The organism is Octadecabacter ascidiaceicola, from assembly GCF_900185015.1.
GTDB lineage: Bacteria > Pseudomonadota > Alphaproteobacteria > Rhodobacterales > Rhodobacteraceae > Octadecabacter > Octadecabacter ascidiaceicola.
Window position 1 is genome coordinate 314,831 of the sequence record NZ_FXYD01000001.1, and the last position, 18,288, is coordinate 333,118.

16 protein-coding genes, 1 tRNA gene and 1 pseudogene are annotated in these 18,288 nt (G+C 53.5%); 5 read left to right on the top strand and 13 right to left on the bottom strand.

What is annotated here, in order from left to right:
• Position 1: 1 nt before the first annotated feature.
• The 3 genes from OCA8868_RS01570 to OCA8868_RS01580 form a co-directional block, all read right to left on the bottom strand.
• On the bottom strand, positions 2–1,411 hold the full coding sequence (locus tag OCA8868_RS01570; RefSeq protein WP_093994797.1) for an MATE family efflux transporter: 1,410 nt from the start codon (positions 1,409–1,411) through the stop codon (positions 2–4).
• The gene (locus OCA8868_RS01575; protein ID WP_093994798.1) at positions 1,408–3,270 is read right to left on the bottom strand and encodes a cation:proton antiporter domain-containing protein; all 1,863 of its coding nucleotides are present in this window, start codon (positions 3,268–3,270) and stop codon (positions 1,408–1,410) included. Before OCA8868_RS01575 ends, OCA8868_RS01570 begins: the two co-directional genes overlap by 4 nt.
• Positions 3,271–3,386: 116 nt before the next feature.
• Positions 3,387–4,208 (bottom strand): DUF2059 domain-containing protein, encoded by an 822-nt coding sequence (locus tag OCA8868_RS01580; RefSeq protein ID WP_093995476.1) that lies wholly within the window; start codon positions 4,206–4,208, stop codon positions 3,387–3,389.
• Between the two features lie 144 nt (positions 4,209–4,352).
• Between OCA8868_RS01580 and OCA8868_RS01585 the strand changes: the two genes are divergently transcribed.
• Positions 4,353–4,442: transfer RNA gene (locus OCA8868_RS01585), tRNA-Ser, on the top strand.
• 493 nt (positions 4,443–4,935) lie between these two features.
• Here OCA8868_RS01585 and OCA8868_RS16980 read toward each other — a convergent pair.
• A pseudogene (locus OCA8868_RS16980) lies at positions 4,936–5,175 on the bottom strand (recombinase zinc beta ribbon domain-containing protein); the annotation flags it as partial.
• Between the two features lie 129 nt (positions 5,176–5,304).
• Between OCA8868_RS16980 and OCA8868_RS01590 the strand changes: the two are divergent.
• Positions 5,305–6,150, top strand: coding sequence for a type IV toxin-antitoxin system AbiEi family antitoxin (locus OCA8868_RS01590; protein ID WP_093994799.1), 846 nt, complete (start codon positions 5,305–5,307; stop codon positions 6,148–6,150).
• Positions 6,137–7,060, top strand: a complete 924-nt coding sequence (locus OCA8868_RS01595) for a nucleotidyl transferase AbiEii/AbiGii toxin family protein (protein ID WP_093994800.1) — start codon at positions 6,137–6,139, stop codon at positions 7,058–7,060. Before OCA8868_RS01590 ends, OCA8868_RS01595 begins: the two co-directional genes overlap by 14 nt.
• Here the strand turns inward: OCA8868_RS01595 and OCA8868_RS17095 are convergent, their stop codons facing one another.
• Positions 7,061–7,342 carry a hypothetical protein gene (locus tag OCA8868_RS17095; protein WP_503121331.1) on the bottom strand — a complete coding sequence of 94 codons (282 nt, stop codon included), beginning with the start codon at positions 7,340–7,342 and terminating at the stop codon, positions 7,061–7,063.
• Positions 7,260–7,556: a hypothetical protein gene (locus tag OCA8868_RS01600; RefSeq protein ID WP_093994801.1), complete on the bottom strand. Its 297-nt coding sequence runs from the start codon at positions 7,554–7,556 to the stop codon at positions 7,260–7,262. The genes OCA8868_RS17095 and OCA8868_RS01600 overlap by 83 nt, the downstream gene beginning before the upstream one ends.
• A gap of 65 nt (positions 7,557–7,621) precedes the next feature.
• On the opposite strand from OCA8868_RS01600, the gene OCA8868_RS01605 reads away from it, so the two are divergent.
• The gene (locus tag OCA8868_RS01605) at positions 7,622–7,978 is read left to right on the top strand and encodes a plasmid mobilization protein (RefSeq protein WP_179214744.1); all 357 of its coding nucleotides are present in this window, start codon (positions 7,622–7,624) and stop codon (positions 7,976–7,978) included.
• 384 nt (positions 7,979–8,362) lie between these two features.
• Here OCA8868_RS01605 and glpK read toward each other — a convergent pair whose 3' ends face one another.
• The 7 genes from glpK to OCA8868_RS01645 all read right to left on the bottom strand — a co-directional run bounded on the left by glpK (position 8,363) and on the right by OCA8868_RS01645 (position 16,989).
• Positions 8,363–9,826 (bottom strand): glycerol kinase GlpK, encoded by a 1,464-nt coding sequence (glpK, locus tag OCA8868_RS01615; protein WP_093994804.1) that lies wholly within the window; start codon positions 9,824–9,826, stop codon positions 8,363–8,365.
• A complete protein-coding gene (locus OCA8868_RS01620; protein WP_093994805.1) occupies positions 9,823–10,572 on the bottom strand; it encodes an RlmE family RNA methyltransferase in 750 nt (249 codons plus the stop codon). Before OCA8868_RS01620 ends, glpK begins: the two co-directional genes overlap by 4 nt.
• Positions 10,573–10,592: 20 nt before the next feature.
• Positions 10,593–11,684 (bottom strand): ABC transporter ATP-binding protein, encoded by a 1,092-nt coding sequence (locus OCA8868_RS01625; RefSeq protein WP_093994806.1) that lies wholly within the window; start codon positions 11,682–11,684, stop codon positions 10,593–10,595.
• Positions 11,685–11,702: 18 nt separating this feature from the next.
• Positions 11,703–13,364 carry an alpha-amylase family glycosyl hydrolase gene (locus tag OCA8868_RS01630; protein ID WP_245848049.1) on the bottom strand — a complete coding sequence of 554 codons (1,662 nt, stop codon included), beginning with the start codon at positions 13,362–13,364 and terminating at the stop codon, positions 11,703–11,705.
• Positions 13,365–13,375: 11 nt separating this feature from the next.
• On the bottom strand, positions 13,376–14,533 hold the full coding sequence (locus tag OCA8868_RS01635; protein WP_093994807.1) for a carbohydrate ABC transporter permease: 1,158 nt from the start codon (positions 14,531–14,533) through the stop codon (positions 13,376–13,378).
• Entirely contained in the window at positions 14,533–15,540 is a 1,008-nt protein-coding gene (locus OCA8868_RS01640) for a carbohydrate ABC transporter permease (RefSeq protein WP_093994808.1), read from the bottom strand. Before OCA8868_RS01640 ends, OCA8868_RS01635 begins: the two co-directional genes overlap by 1 nt.
• 90 nt (positions 15,541–15,630) lie before the next feature.
• Complete coding sequence (locus tag OCA8868_RS01645; protein WP_093994809.1) at positions 15,631–16,989, bottom strand: ABC transporter substrate-binding protein; 1,359 nt, start codon at positions 16,987–16,989, stop codon at positions 15,631–15,633.
• Positions 16,990–17,234: 245 nt separating this feature from the next.
• Between OCA8868_RS01645 and OCA8868_RS01650 the strand changes: the two genes are divergently transcribed.
• Positions 17,235–18,266 carry a substrate-binding domain-containing protein gene (locus OCA8868_RS01650; RefSeq protein ID WP_093994810.1) on the top strand — a complete coding sequence of 344 codons (1,032 nt, stop codon included), beginning with the start codon at positions 17,235–17,237 and terminating at the stop codon, positions 18,264–18,266.
• Positions 18,267–18,288 lie beyond the last annotated feature (22 nt).

An 18,288-nucleotide genomic window follows, 5' to 3' on the forward strand; every position in this document is an offset into this window, starting at 1 on the left:
ATCAACGCCGGCGGTGTTGAATGTTAAATGATCGTTGATGCTCTGAGAACTTTTCGTCCTGAGGTTCTGCGATCTGGCCCTGTGCGGCCTTTTTCATCAAACGTTCCGCCAGAATGAACGACGCAATGGCGACAAACACGCCCCCTGCCATCTGCCCGATCAAAACGCCCTGTGCGCCCCAGTAGTACGACCCCAGATATACAAACGGGATAATGCCAAGCGTATTGCGCCCCCAATTTACCCATGTCGAATAGAATGGATGGCCCAAATTGTTGTACGCGGCATTTCCAACAAAGATGATCCCGTTAAAAATCCACGCCAACGACAACGGGCCGCAGAACAGAAAGATGAGGTCTCGTGCAACGCCGTGCGCGTTAAACATGTTTGCGATCGGGCCACGTAGGAAATACAAAACAGCGACGACCGGAATGACGTAGACAACGATCAAAATCATGCTGCTGTTAAAGGCTTCGCGTACGCGGTCATGTTGCTTGGCGCCGAAGTTCTGGCCAATGATAGGGCCAATGCTCCCCGACATTGCAAAGATTAACGCGAAGGCAATCGGTGTAACGCGCCCAATGATTGCCATCCCCGCGACCGCTGCGTCCCCAAACTCAGCCGCTGCGCGTGTCACATAGGCCCCGCCAATTGGTGCTGCGATATTGGCGAGCATGGCGGGGATCGCGATTGCTGCGATCGGTCGAAAATCACGGATAACGGCGGACATGGTGAACCCGACGAAACCGCCATAGCGCGTAACGATAAAATAGATCGCCGTGCCCGCCACAGACACACGTGACGCAACAGACGCCCATGCCGCGCCTTCCAAACCCATATCCAATGCAAAAATGAAGATTGGATCGAGGACCGCGTTCACAACGCCAGCGATCAAAGTCACCATCATTGACAGCTTTGCCGCGCCGTGACTTCGCAAGGCAGCCGACACAACGATACCGATCAAAAGAATGGGCATCGTTGGGATAAGGATCTTTAGGTAGGAAACTGCAAGCTCTTGTGTGGTTCCCGTCGCTCCGATCCAGCCAGTGAGCGTGTGTAGGTTGACGTAGATGAGGCCCGCGAAGCCAACTGCAAATGCGACCCCCACCACGAGGACGTGTGTCAATAGTTCCGCCGCGCGATCTGCGTCGTTTTCCCCCAGAGAACGGGCGACCATCGCCCCTCCGGCTATCGCCATGCCAATGCTAATCGATGTGGTCATAAACAGGATCGTGCCCGCAAACCCCACGGCTGCTGCGAGTTCATCAATCCCGAGCATCGAGATGAACAACATATCCACCAAATCCACAACAAACAGCGCCAAGAACCCGATTGCTGACGTCAGCGACATCGAAATGATGTGCTTGGTTAGACTGCCCGTTAGAAACTTGGCCTGCTCGTTAGTGTCGCTCATGCTTTGGGTTCAGACATAATTGCGCCCATTTGCGAGGCTAGTTCGACCTCCCATTCGTCACGCCTTTCACGGAAGGACTCCATGTACGCGTCGTTCTCGTGAAGCGGAATGTTTGGGTCGTAATGTTCCGCTGTCGCTATCATGACCTTGCGGTCCATGTCATTGAACGCATTGACCATGCGATCAGCCTGATCGTGTGAAACACCCAATGCCTCAATCGCGGAACGCCCCATACGCAACGAGCTGTCGTAGGTGTCGCGAATGATGTCCCGACAACCAGCCTGCCAAAGATCATAGACATGCGTTCTATCCACGGCCCGCGCCACGATATGCACGTCGGGATAGTTTTGGTGCACGTAATGCACCAATTCAGTGATCTGTTCTTTGTCATCAATCGCAATCACAAAGAGTTTCGCCTCTGCAATACCCGCAGCGCTGAGGAGATCAGGGCGTGTCGCATCGCCGTAATATGCGTGGATACCAAAGGCTTTCAGCATTTCTAACTGCTTTGAGGAGAAATCAATGACCGTCGGCGTCAGATCGCCCGCTGTCAAAATGCGACTTACGATGCCACCAACCCGCCCATGACCCGCGACAATAATCTTGCTGTGTTCTTCAATCGTATCCATTTCACGATCGTCTTGTCCGACAAAGCGCGGTGCGATGACACGGTCATAGAGGATGAACAAAGCAGGTGTGAGCAACATCGAAAGCGCAACGATCAGCAACAAGCGGTCGGCAAGATCGCTTGGGATTACGCCGTTGGCGACCGTGAAGGACAACAGGACAAACCCAAACTCACCCGCCTGCGCCAAGCCAAGTGAAAACAGCCAACGATCCGCGCCGCCGATTTTGAACACGACGGCCAAACCGTAAAGGACAGCGACCTTTAGCAACATAAGGCCAAGTGTCAGCCCAACGATCGTCCCAAGCATTTCAAACAGAAGGTCAAAGTTAATCCCAGCCCCGACCGTCATGAAAAACAGACCCAACAGCAGCCCCTTAAACGGGTCGATATCGCTTTCCAGCTCATGACGGTATTCACTGTTGGCGAGAACAACACCCGCAAGGAACGTCCCGAGCGCGGGCGACAGCCCCACAAGCGTCATCAGCAACGCTATGCCAATCACCATCATCAACGCGGTCGCAACAAACAGTTCCCGCAGCTGCGCGGCAGCGATGAAGCGGAAAATTGGGCCAGTTAAATAGGACCCTGCCCCGATCACCGCCGCAATCGCGCCAAGTGTAACAAGGGCCGCGCCCCAACCAGGAAGACCATCCACAAGGCTAAGCGAAGCCCCATGCCCATCGTCGCTGTGCCCATGTGAAAGGGCCTCGGTAAGTTCGGGCAAAGCAAGCAAAGGGATAAGCGCAAGCATTGGAATAACGGCGATGTCTTGGAATAACAGCACAGAGAAACTTGACTGGCCGCCATCGCTTTTCATCAGGCCCTTTTCACCCAAGGTCTGTAAAACAATCGCAGTCGATGACAGCGCCATGACAAGACCAATCGCAAGCGCAACAGTCCAAGAAATGCCAAATATCAACGCAACAGCCATGACAGCCAAAGCGGTTATTCCAACCTGTCCGCCGCCGAGACCCAATAGTTTGGCCCGCATAGACCAAAGCAGTTTTGGTTCAAGCTCAAGCCCGACCAAGAACAGCATCATTACTACGCCAAATTCCGCGAAATGCTGGATCGAAATGACATCAACGTGGAGCAGCGCCAAGATTGGGCTAATCACAATGCCGGCGATCAAATAGCCCAACACCGACCCAAGCCCAAGACGAGAAGCGATTGGAACTGCAATCACCCCTGCAATTAAGAATACAAAGGCTAAGAGGAGGAAATCGGTCATGGCTGGCCTTTCACAAAACGCGGATTAAGTAGCGTCACACATCTTGCTGTGAAAGGACAAGCCATTGTTCCAAATGAACGTTGGGTCAACCAAAGTGACCGAGCAATCAATTGGCCTTACAGTTCCTGCATTGTCATTTCTTTGGCTGCAGCGCGCCCCAATGATCGGCTGATCCCGTTGAACAACCGATCAAAGCTATCAAACATCGTGCGGTTAATCACGGCCCCTGCATCGGTTTCGGAAAATGCGATGTAGGCCTGCAGGTCCCCATCCTCGAGCGGCTGATATGCTAAGAACAAAAATGAGTTGATCCACTCGGTCGTGCTGTCACGGATTTCTGCTTCTTGGCTCCAAACATCCGTAAGGACTTGCTCCTCGGACAACGCACCCGCAAACGCGCCACCATCAAGCAACCCCATAAAGAACGCCAAGTTGGAATTAAGAGCCCCTTCAACGTTGGTTTCGATCAAATTGTTGGCTTCGACAAACGCAACCACATGCATCATCCGTGGATCTTCATCGGCAAGCGCGATCATAGCCGCATCCTGAGCTGCCTCCTCAACCGCATCATCCAACAACGCACGGCGTGCGCTGACCTCAAGACCGATGATCATCTGACCCTGATCGGAACCAAAAAACTCAAGAATAGGTGTCAGGTCTTCACCTTCCAACGCGGTTTCAAAATCTGCGCGGACCATTCCTTTCATAACTTCATAGTCATAAATGCGTTCAACAGTCGCGGCCCATTCTGCCGTCGGTGGCCCCGCGAACAGGTCTTGCCCGATCGTGTCGCCATAGCTCACACCTTCTTCGCGCATGATCTCGATGATATCGGGCAACATCAAAAGCTCGAACAGTTCATCCGTCCCACTTTGTTGTGCCACTGCGGGCATGGCGAAAGTGATGGCGGTTGCCAGTGACGCGAAACGCATGAACATAGGGGGCCTCTTTACTGCTTTGATATAGGAATAGGTGCGCAGCGCGTCATTTCCAAGGGCCGTTTGATCAGCGCACGCAATTGTCAGCAAAACCACTTGCACCATCACGCCCTCGCGCCTATCAGATCAGCGATCAATCGACACGGAGAGGTGGCGGAGTGGTCGAACGTGGCGGTCTCGAAAACCGTTGACCCTTCACGGGGTCCCAGGGTTCGAATCCCTGTCTCTCCGCCATTTCACTATTTTGACCTGTGAATCCTTCTAACACCTTGAACGGCAAGGTGGTTTTTGGGGTTCGAAGTCCTGTTTTCTGGCAATAGCTAATCCGCTCCACAAAGGTTAGTTTCAGCACTGTGCGTTGGAGGGTCAGTTGACCTGATTCCCATAGTTTCCGAGGGTTTGCGAGGAACGCACAAGCGAGTTCGAACAATTGCTCGAAGCTGTGGCTTGGTTGGGCGGATTTGCCCAGTTTTTCCTGTGCAACGAGCTTGTCTTGCTCAAGTCGCGCGAGGCGCTTTTCATAGGCTGATGCCACGGACGGGATTGTCGTATCAACAATGCGGTCGAGCAGTCCGTCGATTTGCTTCTCGATCTTGGTCACATCGCGCTTTAGCGACACCATTCCAGCTTGGGCTTGCTCGGCCCGTTGATCCCAAACATTCTTGAACATCGCTTTGGTCAACGTCAGCAGGGTCTCAGACGGTTGTAGCGCTTGTAAGTAGCCGCTGAACGCCTCTTCCAGCACATCTCGGCGGATCGACTTGCGGTGGCTCTTACAGTCCTTGGTGAAGCATAGATAATAAGGATGTTTCTTGCCCGTTTTGCTCTTGGACCAATTTGCCGTGAGCGGGTTGTTACCGTCGTTGCACAGAACGAAGCCATCCTTGGACGCTGACGCGGGCGATAAGGCGGTTCGAGAGTAGAGGCGACGACAACCTGTAAGTGGCGACCAAGTCCGTGCTTTGATGTAAGCTTGGCGCTGATCTCAAGCTTGGACTTTATCTGATGCGCACTTTGCCTACCTTAGGTTTGCAAAATTAAGATATTTTGAAGTAAATATTTGCTTGAGCTTTGAGTTCGTGCTATTTTGCAAACCATGAAGTTACAGAAAGAGCAAAACTTAAAGAAACTCTTGGAAACCGTCCCGAACGGCTTCTTTGTGGATTCAAAATGGCTCACCGCGCAGGGGATCTCTCGCCAGCTTGTAACGAAGTACCTCAAAAGCGGTTGGCTAGAACGCGCGGGGCACGGTCTATATAGACGCCCAACAGTAGCTGTTGAAGACAGTGCGGTCGAACTACCTGATTGGGAAGTTCTCCTACTCTCCATGCAGCACCTGATGGGCTACAGCCTACATGTGGGCGGTTCAACAGCCTTACGTCGGCGCGGCCACGGCCACTACGTCTCAATAGGTCAAAATGATCGCGTGTTTCTATATGGTGTTTCCCTTCCAGGATGGCTCAAGTCGGTGCAGACAAACGCCACGCTTGAACTGAACAACCTCAAACTATTCTCGGCTCCCGATATCGGTCTCGACGACGGTGCGAAGCCTCAAGACGGGCCGCATGCCCATCCTCCGTGGCGTTGGTCCCTGAAGATGTCGTCGCCAGAACGCGCAATCCTTGAAGCCATCAAAGAACTGCCGGAAACAGAAACGTTTCATACTATCGACGTCATGTTTCAGGGCTTGGTCAATCTACGGCCCCGCCGCCTTACTGAACTGCTTCAAGCTTGCACCAACATTCAAGTGAAACGGTTGTTCTTCGTCTTTGCGGATCGCCACAATCATGCATGGCGAAAGCACGTTGATGAGAATGATATAAACCTCGGATCTGGGGATCGCGCATTCGTTATGGGCGGCAAGTTGCATCCAAAATATCGCATCACGATACCTGAAGACTTGATGCCACAAACCAAAGGAGCGACCGATGAAACCCCATGACTATGCGGCTCAGGTCGAACTTCTCGTTGGCATCTTGCCCTATGTGGCAAAGGAAGACGTCTTCGCCCTAAAAGGCGGCACCGCGATCAACCTGTTCTATCGCGATCTTCCGCGTCTGTCGGTCGATATTGATTTGACCTATTTGCCGGTCAAAGATCGTGCAGAAAGCCTCGCCGATATCGATGCCGCGTTAGACCGGATCGCCGCAGACGTTACAGGCAGCGTTGAAGGCGCGGTCACCCATCGTATCGCGGGTGGCGGTGGCGGCGAAACTCGAATTTTGGTCACGCGCAATGGCGTCGAGGTGAAGGTCGAAACCTCGCCCGTGTCGCGCGGCGTTGTGAATGAGCCTGAGATCAAGACTGTCAGCCCTGCCGTCGAAGACCGATTTGGTTTTGCTGAGATGCAAGTTGTCTCCTTTGAAGACCTGTACGGAGGTAAGTTGCACGCAGCACTAGACAGGCAGCACCCGCGTGATCTTTACGACGTCAAATTGCTGTATGAAAACGAGGGCCTGACAGACGCGTTGTTCCGCACGTTCCTTGTCTACGTTGCGAGTTCAGGCCGTCCACCGCACGAACTGCTAGATCCGAACCTGATCGATCTTGATCTGCCATACGCACGGGAGTTTGAGGGGATGACTGCGACGGCGGTCCCACTTGTCGATTTGATTGCGACACGAGAACAGCTCATTGCGGACATAAGGGCTCGTCTAGATGAGCGTGCGAAGACATTCCTTCTGTCACTCCACGATGGCGTGCCAGATTTTGACGCAATCGGTTATACAGATGCAGCGAACCTGCCCGCTGTCAAATGGAAGCTGTTAAACCTCGAAAAACTCAAGGCCAACAACCCTGAAAAGCATCAAACGCTTCGACAAGAAATCCGAACGCTTTTCGAGGCAGATTGATCAAAACAAACTAAGTTGACGTGACTCAAATTCCGCCTTTTTCCATGCGGTAGATTCTGCATCGTGATCCAGCCAAGCAATGACGAACTCCACAGCCGTACCAATTTCAGCAATCCGATCACGGTGGAGGAAATGTGACTTATATCCTGTCTCAGTGATGGGCAGCGGCACCCGTTCTGTGCTGATGACCTCAATATGATCAATGCCGCAGGACGTAAACCAATCGGTGCAATGGCGAAGCCAACGAGAACAACGCGCGCATGAGGCTGAACAGCGCCGAATGGATCTTGCAGCGAAGCAAGCTGGTTCGCGCTGTGACTGTGCGGTGGCTGTCTATCAGGCCGAACACAGGATGCCGTTGCCCCAGCAGGCCAAGAATTTGCGCAATCTCCAGTTTGTCCGCAATCGAAGCAGATGACCGGCGTTTCCTGCGCGGCAATTGTTCATCCAGCACCTTGGCTCGAATGAATGTAGCCAACGCCATCCCATCGGCCATGTCCTTCAAGCGCTCGTGATCATGAGCCGACAACCGCAATGTTGGGCGCGCTGAAGGTGGTTGTCATGGCGAGACGTGATCCAAAACCGCGCACGGTTCGCACTGTGCTACTGCGCGTAAGATGCACCGAAGAAGAACGTGCAAGCTGGGCGGACAAGGCTCGTGCTGAAGAGCGTTCCCTCTCGGATTACACCCGCCATGTTTTGTCCTCTGAACCTATGCGACGCCGGGTGCATCCCCCCGAAGTTGACCCCACGCTTCTGGCAGCTGTTGGGCGCACAGGGAACAACCTCAATCAGATTTCCCATGCGCTTAACACCGACCGAAAGGCTGGGTGTGCGATTGATCTGATTGCGGTCCGCACGCTTCTGCTGGCGGTCACGCGTCAGCTGGCTGCGATTGTTGAGGATCATTCCCGATGATGGTGCGCTTCTTTGATCATGGGGAATCCCTTACAACAACCGAGCGTTCATTCAAGGTGACAGATCGATTGGCATCTCTTGGTTTTGTCTTAGCCGCATTCAATGCCCTTTCGCGCAGTTGTTTGAGTGAATGCTGAGCTGTCCAACGGAAAGGTCATCTTCGATCAGATCGTCAATAAAGCTTGCTTCAATAGGGCGAAGTTCGAAGATGATGTTCTCCCGCTCTTCGTTGTTGCGATCCAGTCCTTTGGTCAGGTGGAACTGCGTTTCAGACCGCGAATGGAAATTCCGGCTACGTGGGTATGGCTATGACGTACGCGATACGAAACGCGGCGCCGTTTTGACCACCCTGCCCCAAGGTGTCGAAATCTGTACGCTAGACGCTTAAGTCTTTGTGCGATTGATGGCGTCTTTCCAACCAGCAAAACGGCGGTCTTTATCGGCCGCCGACATGACTGGACTGAACTTACGCTCAAGCGCCCAAGTCTTTGCGAACGCGTCCTGCGTTGGGTAGACCCCTGCCCGCATACCAGCAAGCCACGCCGCGCCAAGTGCTGTTGTTTCAAGCACCTTCGGGCGATCCACAGGCGCGCCGATAATGTCGGCCAGAAATTGCATTGCCCAGTCAGATGCGGACATACCGCCATCAACGCGCAATGTTCCATTCGCAGCGCCAGACCAATCCGCATGCATCGCTTCCAGCAAGTCGCGTGTCTGAAAGCCGACGCTTTCCAACGCCGCACGTGCAAATTCGGCCGGCCCCGCATTTCGAGTAAGCCCGAAAATGGCGCCTCGTGCTTCGGCGTCCCAATATGGCGCACCAAGCCCTGTGAAAGCCGGCACAAGATATAGCTCAACCGATAGATCGGCCTTTTCAGCTAAGGCATGGGTATCTTTCGCGTCATCAATAATCCCAAGACCATCGCGAAGCCATTGCACAACCGCGCCCGCAATGAATATCGACCCTTCAAGCGCGTAGGTCGCCTTACCGTCTAGCTGATAAGCAATCGTGCCAAGCAAACGGTTCTTGCTCATTACCAACTCATCACCCGTGTTCAGCAGCGCAAAACAGCCCGTGCCATAGGTGGATTTCAACATCCCCGGCTCAAAGCAGGCCTGTCCAATGGTCGCCGCTTGCTGATCCCCCGCAACCCCGAGGATGGGCAATTCAGGACCAAACATATCCGTCGTGCCAAAGTCCGCAGCGCAGTCCAAAACCTCGGGCAGCATGGACATCGGGATATTGAACCGCTTGCAAATCGTTTCATCCCAAACGCCATCACGGATGTTGTAAAGCATTGTTCGTGCAGCGTTGGTGGCGTCTGTGACATGGCGTTTGCCGCCGTTCATCCGCCAAATCAGAAAGCTGTCGACAGTTCCAAACGCTAGTTTGCCCGCATCTGCCATTTCTTGCGCACCTTCAACGGTTTGCAAGATGTATCTCACCTTCGTCGCACTAAAATACGGGTCTGCCAAAAGGCCTGTTCGCTGGGTGATTTCGGCCTCAAACCCTTCCGCCTTCAGTTCATCACAGAATGCAGCCGTGCGGCGGTCCTGCCAAACAATTGCGTTGTGGATCGGCTTACCTGTCTCGCGGTTCCAGACAATGGTGGTTTCGCGCTGGTTGGTGATGCCGATGGCGGCAATATCATCCGATTTGGCGACGACATCGTTACAAACCGAAACAACGCTGTCCCAAATCTCTTCCACATCATGCTCAACCCAACCGGATTGCGGGTAGATCTGCGTGAATTCCTGCTGCGCTACATGGGCTACCCCCATGTTTTCATCAAACAAAATCGCACGACTGGATGTCGTGCCTTGATCGATCGCGAGGATATGGGTCATGCGTCGCTGTCTCCTAGATCGCCCCCGCGAAATCCGGTTGCGACGACAAATTTTTCGGAGCTGTCAGACCGCGACGATGGCGGCTTAACGTATTGTACTTTCTTGAAATTCTTTTTCAGCATACGCTGCAAGTCAGCTTCTGCACCACCGGCCAGAACCTTGGCGACAAATGTGCCACCCTCTTCCAGCACGTCAAAGGCGAAATAGGCCGCCGTTTCACACAGCGCCATGATGCGGTTGTGATCTGTCTGTTTGTGGCCCGACGCCGATGCCGCCATGTCCGACATCACAACGTCCGCTTTGCCACCTAGCCAGTCTTTGACTTTGATGTCTGCATCATCCTCCATGAAATCGAGTACATGAAGCTCGGCCCCTGGGATCGGTTCCATCTCTTGCAAATCTACGCCAAGGATCGTGCCAACTGGCTTTCCCTTGCGTTCACCCAACGCGTTTACGCGCGGCACCGCAACCTGAACCCAACCACCGGGTGCGGCACCGAGATCTACAATGCGTTTCCCGGGCGTTAAGAAGTTGAATTTCTCGTTCAATTCCAAAATCTTATAGGCTGCACGACCGCGGTAGCCATCGGCCTTTGCGCGCGCGACATAAGGATCGTTCAATTGCCGTTGCAGCCACAACGTGGACGACATTTTGCGACCACGTGCAGACTTAACCTTAACAGTCAGGTCACGCTGGCCACGGCCACTGTCATTTTTGCCGGTACGGGATGTGGGTTTCTTTGCCATATCATCCAGTACCGCGCGTCCTAGCGGTAGTAAAGGGACCGCCCGTTCGCAAAGATTTGAACTTTGTCTGGTGCAGCCGCCATACGTACAGGTTTTCCACGGAGTTCAGCGTGAATACCGGGCAATTTACCAATCACCGCGTCATTGTTTCCGACTTTGTCGAAATACAGCAACGTCACCTCGCCCAAGGCCTCCGTAATGTGAACCTTACCTTCAAAGGCATAGTCATCGCCGGTGGTTGCGACCATATCTTCTGGTCGAATCCCAACGTTAACCTTCATGCCCTTATCAGCCGTTTGTGTTGGCACAGCGGACGTAACAACGCCACCGCCATCCAACTTGACCTTGGTCTGCGCGCCCGTCTCAACGATTTCACCAGACAACAGGTTCATCGCAGGTGAACCGATAAATTGGGCCACAAACTCGTTCTCTGGGCGCTCATACAATTCAAGAGGCGTTCCAACTTGCGCGATGCCTTTGTTCGCCAGAACAACAATCCGTGTCGCAAGTGTCATGGCTTCCACCTGATCGTGGGTCACGTAGATCATAGTAGAGTCCGGCATGGATTCCTTAAGCTGCGCGATCTCAATGCGCGTCGCGACACGCAGCGCTGCATCAAGGTTGGAAAGCGGTTCATCAAATAGGTAAACCTTCGGGTCACGCACAATAGAACGGCCAATCGCAACTCGCTGACGTTGACCGCCCGACAGGGCTTTGGGCAGGCGATCAAGGTAGTCATCCAACTGCAGAATACGCGCTGCTTTCTCAATCGCTGCGTCAATTTCGGCCTTCGGTTTCTTTGCCAGTTTCAACGCAAAGCTCATGTTGTCGCGCACTGTCATATGGGGATAGAGCGCATAAGATTGGAATACCATCGCAATCCCACGTTGCGCGGGCGGCACGTCGTTCACCACCTGCCCGTCAATCTGAAGCTCGCCGCCTGTGATCTTTTCAAGGCCAGCAATCATCCGAAGCAGTGTAGATTTGCCACAACCAGATGGGCCAACAAAGACAATCAACTCGCCGGTTTTAATGTCGAGATTGATGTCCTTGAGAACGTCAACATTGCCGCCATAGGTCTTGGCAACATTCGTCAGTTTAAGATCAGCCATGTCCGTCCCTCCCGTTGATCAACTGGCCGGCGCGGTGGCAACAAACACCTGCCACGGACCAAGAGTAAGTGTGTCTCCCACCGGCACATCCGCGCCACCGAGATCTTGCGCGATTGCAGTCCAACTGCCGCTTGGAAGCGCGACTCCGGCAGCGTCTTCCCCCAAGTTGAACGCACAGAAAATACGCTCTCCATCTAAGCTGCGGGTGAAATAGACAACGCTGCCATCCGCCTTAACACCGTCATGCTCGCCCTTCGCCAAAGCCGGATTGGCATTCCGCAACGCAATGGCACGGCGATAATGATGGATCAGTGCTTCTGGGTCGTCTTCTTGAACGGCAACACTCATCTGGGTATGGGCCGAACTGACGGGAAGCCAAGGTTTGTCAGCTGTACTAAACCCGCCATTGGAATTTGAAGGTTCCCAAACCATTGGAGTCCGGCACCCATCTCTCCCCTTGAATTCCGGCCAAAATTCGATGCCGTACGGGTCTTGCAGGTCTTCATAGGCTACGTCTGCTTCATGCAGGCCCAGCTCTTCTCCCTGATAAATGCAAGCCGAACCACGCAGACACATCATCAACGTTGTCATCGCGCGTAAAGCGGCATCTGACGTGTCCCAACGGGACGCGTGTCGAATGACGTCGTGGTTTGAAAACGCCCAACAGGCCCAACCGTCTGCGGCGCGCTTATCGACCTCACCCATAACACGCGCGATCTCGGCGGCATCGGGGCGCGCGCTTGTCAGGAATTCGAACGCATAACACATCTGCATCAGATCGCCGCCCGCCGTGTATTCGCCCAAAATCTCAAGCCCGCGTTGCGCGTCACCAACTTCACCAACTGCCGCCGCATTGTATGGTTCCATTACCGCGCGCAGCTTGCGCAGAAACTCGAGGTTCTCTGGCTGGTTCTTGGAATAGAGATGGATTTGGTGGTTATAGGGGTTCACGGATGGGGCAATCGTAGAATTACGCTGATCCCGTGGTAGTGGTGGATTACTGCGCAACTGCTTGTCGTGCATATAGAAATTGATCGTATCGAGGCGGAACCCGTCCACTCCACGTTCAAGCCAGAACTTCGCCACATCTAACAACGCTTGTTGAACATCAGGCTCCCAGAAGTTCAGGTCAGGCTGCGAGCTTAGGAAGTTGTGCAAGAAATACTGCTCGCGCTCGCCGCTCCATTGCCAAGCAGACCCGCCGAAAATGGACAGCCAGTTGTTTGGCGGCGTTCCGTCTTCTTTTGCGTCGGCCCAGACGTACCAACTGGACTTATCGTTCTGTGCATTCTTGCGGCTCTCTTGAAACCACGGATGTTGGTCAGACGTATGCGACAACACGAGGTCGATCATGACTTTCAGCCCATTCTGGTGGGCCGTCGCAATCAACGCATCAAAGTCAGCCAATGTACCGAACATCGGGTCGACGTCGCAATAGTTTGACACATCATACCCGAAGTCCTTCATCGGAGAGGTGAAGAACGGTGAAATCCAAACGGCATCCACGCCAAGCGACGCGATATATGGAAGGCGTTGAACAATTCCGGCCAGATCACCGACACCATCACCATCGCTGTCTTGGTAGCTGCGCGGATATATCTGATAGATAACCGCCCCTTTCCACCAATCTTTATCCTTATCCATGTGCACGTTGCTGGATACAGTTTCCATTTTGCTCATCATCATTTGTCCTACTTAACCGAGCCGGCCAACAGGCCGCGCACGAGATATTTCTGCATCATAAAGAACACCAGTAAAGGCACCGCGATTGAGATAAACGCCGATGTCGCGAGGATTTCCCAATCGCCGCCTCGTGTCCCCAAAAGTTCTACGATTTGTTTTGTCATCACAGTGGTTTCACCTGAGCTGTCGATCAGGAACACCAGTGCCACCAACAGGTCATTCCACGTCCACAAGAATTGGAAGATCGCAAAGGACGCTAGTGCTGGAAAGCTCAGTGGAAGGATAATCTTAGTGAATATCTGAAACTCAGTCGCCCCGTCCACACGCGCGTTCTCAATGATGTCGCGCGGCAAACCGACCATGTAATTTCGCAAGAGATATATTGCGAGCGGCAGTCCAAACCCCGTATGCGCCATCCACACGCCCAAATAGCCCTTGCCGATCCCAATCGCATTGTGGAACTGCAACAGCGGGATCAAGGCGAGCTGTAGTGGTACAACCAACAACCCAACAACTGTCGCGATCAACAGCGCCCGCCCCGGGAAATCCATCCACGCCAACGCGTAGGCCGCAAACGCCGCAATCAGGATCGGAATGATCGTTGCAGGGATCACGACAGTCAGCGTGTTAAAGAACGCCTTGGCCATGTCCTCGGAATTGCCTTCGGTGAACAGCACGTTCTTATAGTTGTCCGTCGTAAACTCAGGCGGAACAGTCGCGATGATGAACAAGCGCTGTCCTCGCCCTGAAATCTGGTCGTCATTACCCTGCCAAATGTACGTACCATCGGCATTGAGCGTCATACTTTCGCCGTCACCCAGATCAGCGGTGTCGCCAATGGTATAGGCACTCGGCGCACGCGAGGACGTTCCCCAGCGATCGATGTTGACCTCGGCGTAGTCTCCCTCAAGCACGTTGCCTTCGACAACGAACATACCCGCACCGGTTTCGATCCGGTTGTCATCTGGGTCGAGCGCCCGCAATTGCAATGTTTGCTCCGCCGGAAATAAGGACGCCCACCAACCTGACGACGTAATCTGTTCGCTTGTCCGAAACGAGCTTACAAACAGCCCCAATGTCGGAAACAACCAAAGCGCAACCAGCACCACAACGGAGATATTCAGCAACCAAACAACTGCGGGCTTTTTACCACTCAAGCCATCCATCAGCGCATCTCCTTGCGGGCATTGTAGACGTTCCAAACAAGGATCGGCGTAACCAGCAGCATAATGATCATCGCCGCAGCGGACCCCATACCCCAGTCGTTCGCACGGAACAGTTTGTCATACATGTAATTGGCCAGAACCTGCGTTTCCCACTGCCCATTCGTCATCGCGAACACGATGTCGAACACCTTGAGCGTGGCAATCGTGATTGTGGTCCAGACCACAACAATCGTCCCCATGATCTGCGGAACTTTGATCTTAAAGAAAATCTGTAGCGGATTCGCGCCATCAATGATCGCGGCCTCAATCGTTTCTTCGGGGATACCGCGCAAGGCGGCCGATAAAATAACCATTGCGAAACCGGTCTGGATCCAGATCAACACGGCCATCAGGAAGAAACTGTTCCAGAAAGGAATTGTCAGCCACTGTTGCGGCTCAGCGCCGCCAAACAACAGATACAGATGGTTCAACACACCAATCTGCGCCACGTCTTCTGGGCGGGCTTCATAGATCAGCTTGAAAATCACGGCGGCACCGACGAACGAAATTGCCATTGGCATGAAAATGATGGACTTCGCGATATTGCCCCAGCGCAAACGATCGGTCAGCTGCGCGGCTAACAGGCCAAATCCGGTCGCCGAGGCAGGAACCACCACAAGCCACAACACGTTGTTGCGCATGGCTTCTGCGAACTTGGGCTCAGCAAACATTTGTGTGTAGTTTTCAAACCCGACAAAGGTGCGCACGCCCCCTGCTCCGCGTTCCTGAAAACTTAGGATCAACGTCGCGACGACGGGATATGCCAGATACAAACCAAGTGCGAGGATTGCGGGAAAGAGGAATAACCAAGGGCGGATCAATTCGCGGCGACTGATGTTGCGCCCTGCGTTTGGGCCAGAAGCCGGCAACAGAACTTTATCGAGTAAGAGGTTGGATCCATAAAAATATCCAATACAGCCGCTCACGCCGACAGTAATCGTGATCAGACCTAACAGTGCTGGATGCATGGTCCCTGTCCCCCCTGAGAATACGTGCCTGCATGACAGGCGAGAAAGGCGGCCCTTCGAATTAGAAAAGCCGCCTTTAGGTCGCTTAGATTACTTCAAAGCATCCCAGCTGTCTTGGATGCTGGTCGCAACTGCATCAGCGGATTCACCACCAACATAGTCAACCATACCCGTCCAGAATGTACCCGCGCCTATTGCACCAGGCATCAAGTCTGATGCGTCAAAGCGGAACGTTGTTGCGTTTTGCAGGATTTCACCCTGTCCGCGCAGCGTGTCGTCCATGTATGTCGCAAGGTTCACACCAGTGTGTGGTGTCAGGAAGCCTGTCTGCGCCATCATGATCTCATGTGCGATCGGCGTTTGCAGGAACTTCATGAACTCCATTGTCGCATCGTTGGCATCTGTAACAGCCAGCAATGTGCCGCCACCGAGAACCGGATTACCGAGATCCTTGCCAGCGAAAGATGGAAAGTAGAAGAAGTCCGCATCTGTTCCAAGCTCAGTGCCTTCTGGGAAGAACGCAGGCGCGAAAGATGCCTGACGGTGCATGTAGCATTGTGGCGGGCTGGAGAACATGCCAGTCGGGCTGTCACGGAAGTCAGTTGTACCTACGGCACCGGCACCACCAGCAACCATGTCATCGTTCTTGGCAAATGTGCCGAACATTTCGATGGCTTCGATGATCTTAGGATCGTTGAACGGAATTTCGTTGCTGACCCACATATCATAGGTTTCGGGTGTCTGCGTACGCAGCATCATGTCCTCAACCCAGTCAGTCGCAGGCCAACCAGTCGCCGCACCGGAACCCAGACCAATGCACCAAGGTGTTTCACCGTCTGCAATGATCTGTTCGGACAGCGCGATGAGGTCTTCCATGGTCTCAGGAACGTCGTAGCCTGCGTCCTCAAAATTCTCAGGAACATACCAAACGAGTGACTTTACATTCACGTTGAAGAAGAAGCCGTAGAACTGGTCTGCGCCATCTGCGTCGCCGTATGTGCCCAGATCAACCCAAGACGACCCAGCCGCATAGTTTTCGCCAACCCAAGCAGCTGCATCCGCGCCAAGTGGTGCCAGCAAGCCCTGCTCTGCGAGGTTCGCAGCCAGACCCGGCTGCGGGAATACCGCGATGTTTGGCGGCGAACCGGCCTCAGCATCAATAACGATCTGTTGCTCGAAGCTGTCGGAACCCGTGTATGTCGCATCCGCACCTGTCGCTTCTTCAAAATAGGTCAGCATGGATGTGAAGATTTCTGCTTCAGGGCTCAGCCATGGGCCAAATATCGTAACCGTCTGACCGCTCAGATCGGGTGCATCGGCTGCATATGCTTCCAAGCTATCCCAACTGAAATCGCCTTCACCCACGGCAAACGGCTGATGGCCGTCCGCATTAGCCATGCCAGCTGCAAGCGCTGCAATCGCCACACCAGCGTACATTGAGTTCTTCATGGTAGTCCTCCCTAACAGCGCATTTGCCGCGCCGTTTTCTCAAATTTGTTTCCGCGCGCAAACTTTTCAAAGCGCTTTGGATAGCGCTACCATGTGCCAACACACAAACAGAGTCAACGACATCTGATCCAAACCCAAAATTCAACAAACCCTCAATAATTTAGACACTAAAGAGGTTGATTTTTTCGGGCCCGAGGGTCAAAGCTCATTGAAATGCACGAATCAAAGCGCTTTGGAAAGCTCATATGAATCTTAAAGGCCTGTCGCAAATCTTAGGGATGTCCCAGACCACGGTTAGCCGTGCTCTGAACGGCTACCCCGAGGTTAGCGAAAAGACTCGAAAGAAGATCCTCGCCGTAGCAGCAGAGCATAATTACAGCCCCAACGTACGCGCCAAAAGCCTCGCAACGGGTCGAACCAACACAATTGGCCACGTGATCCTGACCGGTGATCGACACCAGATGATCAACCCGATTTTCGGAGATTTCATTGCAGGTGCCGGTGAAGTGTATTCCGCTGAAAACTACGAAATCGCGCTGTCCATTGTGAAAGAAGCCGACGAAGAAAAAACCTATCGGGCCTTAAAAACGCGCGGCACGGTCGATGGGGTCGTGCTTCACGGCCCAAAGATGAATGATACTCGGATTGGCTTGCTTCAGGAACTCGGCCTTCCCTTTGTGGTGCATGGTCGCGCGTCAGGCATTGCGTCTGACTACAGCTGGCTGGACGTTAACAACACGCGCGCGTTCCAACGTGCGACGGAGTTCCTCATCGATTTAGGCCATCGACGCATTGCCCTGTTTAATGGATTTGAGGGAATGGATTTTGCCCACCGCAGACGCCTCGGATATGAAAAAGCGCTTCAAGCGCAAGACATCAGGTTGGATCCTGCGATCATGCGTAGCGAAGAAATGAGCGATAGCAACGGATATGCTGCGACCCAAGATGTTCTGTCTTTGCCCAATCCGCCAACCGCAATTCTAACGTCTTCAATCATCTCCGCGTTCGGCGTGCGCCGCGCAGTGCAGGACCATGGACTGGAAGTTGGGCGCGACGTATCCATCATCACATACGACGATGGCTTGTCGTATTTGGCGAACGGCGTCGATGTTCCAATCTTCACCGCAACGCGATCTTCGGTCCGAGAGGCTGGGCAACTGTTATCGCAGATGCTGATTGACCAAATTAACGGTGACGTAACCGGCCCACAGAGCAAATTACTCGAAGCTGAACTAACGGTCGGCCAATCCACTGGCCCTGCCCCTTCCCCCAAGTAGCTTCGCGCAACTCTCAAACATT

Excerpts from the sequence above, each read along its gene's own strand:
- OCA8868_RS01570 (WP_093994797.1), bottom strand. The coding sequence starts at position 1,411 with ATGAGCGACACTAACGAGCAGGCCAAGTTTCTAACGGGCAGTCTAACC.
- OCA8868_RS01575 (WP_093994798.1), bottom strand. The coding sequence starts at position 3,270 with ATGACCGATTTCCTCCTCTTAGCCTTTGTATTCTTAATTGCAGGGGTG.
- OCA8868_RS01580 (WP_093995476.1), bottom strand. The coding sequence starts at position 4,208 with ATGTTCATGCGTTTCGCGTCACTGGCAACCGCCATCACTTTCGCCATG.
- OCA8868_RS01590 (WP_093994799.1), top strand. The coding sequence starts at position 5,305 with ATGAAGTTACAGAAAGAGCAAAACTTAAAGAAACTCTTGGAAACCGTC.
- OCA8868_RS01595 (WP_093994800.1), top strand. The coding sequence starts at position 6,137 with ATGAAACCCCATGACTATGCGGCTCAGGTCGAACTTCTCGTTGGCATC.
- OCA8868_RS01600 (WP_093994801.1), bottom strand. The coding sequence starts at position 7,556 with ATGGCCGATGGGATGGCGTTGGCTACATTCATTCGAGCCAAGGTGCTG.
- OCA8868_RS01605 (WP_179214744.1), top strand. The coding sequence starts at position 7,622 with ATGGCGAGACGTGATCCAAAACCGCGCACGGTTCGCACTGTGCTACTG.
- glpK (WP_093994804.1), bottom strand. The coding sequence starts at position 9,826 with ATGACCCATATCCTCGCGATCGATCAAGGCACGACATCCAGTCGTGCG.
- OCA8868_RS01620 (WP_093994805.1), bottom strand. The coding sequence starts at position 10,572 with ATGGCAAAGAAACCCACATCCCGTACCGGCAAAAATGACAGTGGCCGT.
- OCA8868_RS01625 (WP_093994806.1), bottom strand. The coding sequence starts at position 11,684 with ATGGCTGATCTTAAACTGACGAATGTTGCCAAGACCTATGGCGGCAAT.
- OCA8868_RS01630 (WP_245848049.1), bottom strand. The coding sequence starts at position 13,364 with ATGAGCAAAATGGAAACTGTATCCAGCAACGTGCACATGGATAAGGAT.
- OCA8868_RS01635 (WP_093994807.1), bottom strand. The coding sequence starts at position 14,533 with ATGGATGGCTTGAGTGGTAAAAAGCCCGCAGTTGTTTGGTTGCTGAAT.
- OCA8868_RS01640 (WP_093994808.1), bottom strand. The coding sequence starts at position 15,540 with ATGCATCCAGCACTGTTAGGTCTGATCACGATTACTGTCGGCGTGAGC.
- OCA8868_RS01645 (WP_093994809.1), bottom strand. The coding sequence starts at position 16,989 with ATGAAGAACTCAATGTACGCTGGTGTGGCGATTGCAGCGCTTGCAGCT.
- OCA8868_RS01650 (WP_093994810.1), top strand. The coding sequence starts at position 17,235 with ATGAATCTTAAAGGCCTGTCGCAAATCTTAGGGATGTCCCAGACCACG.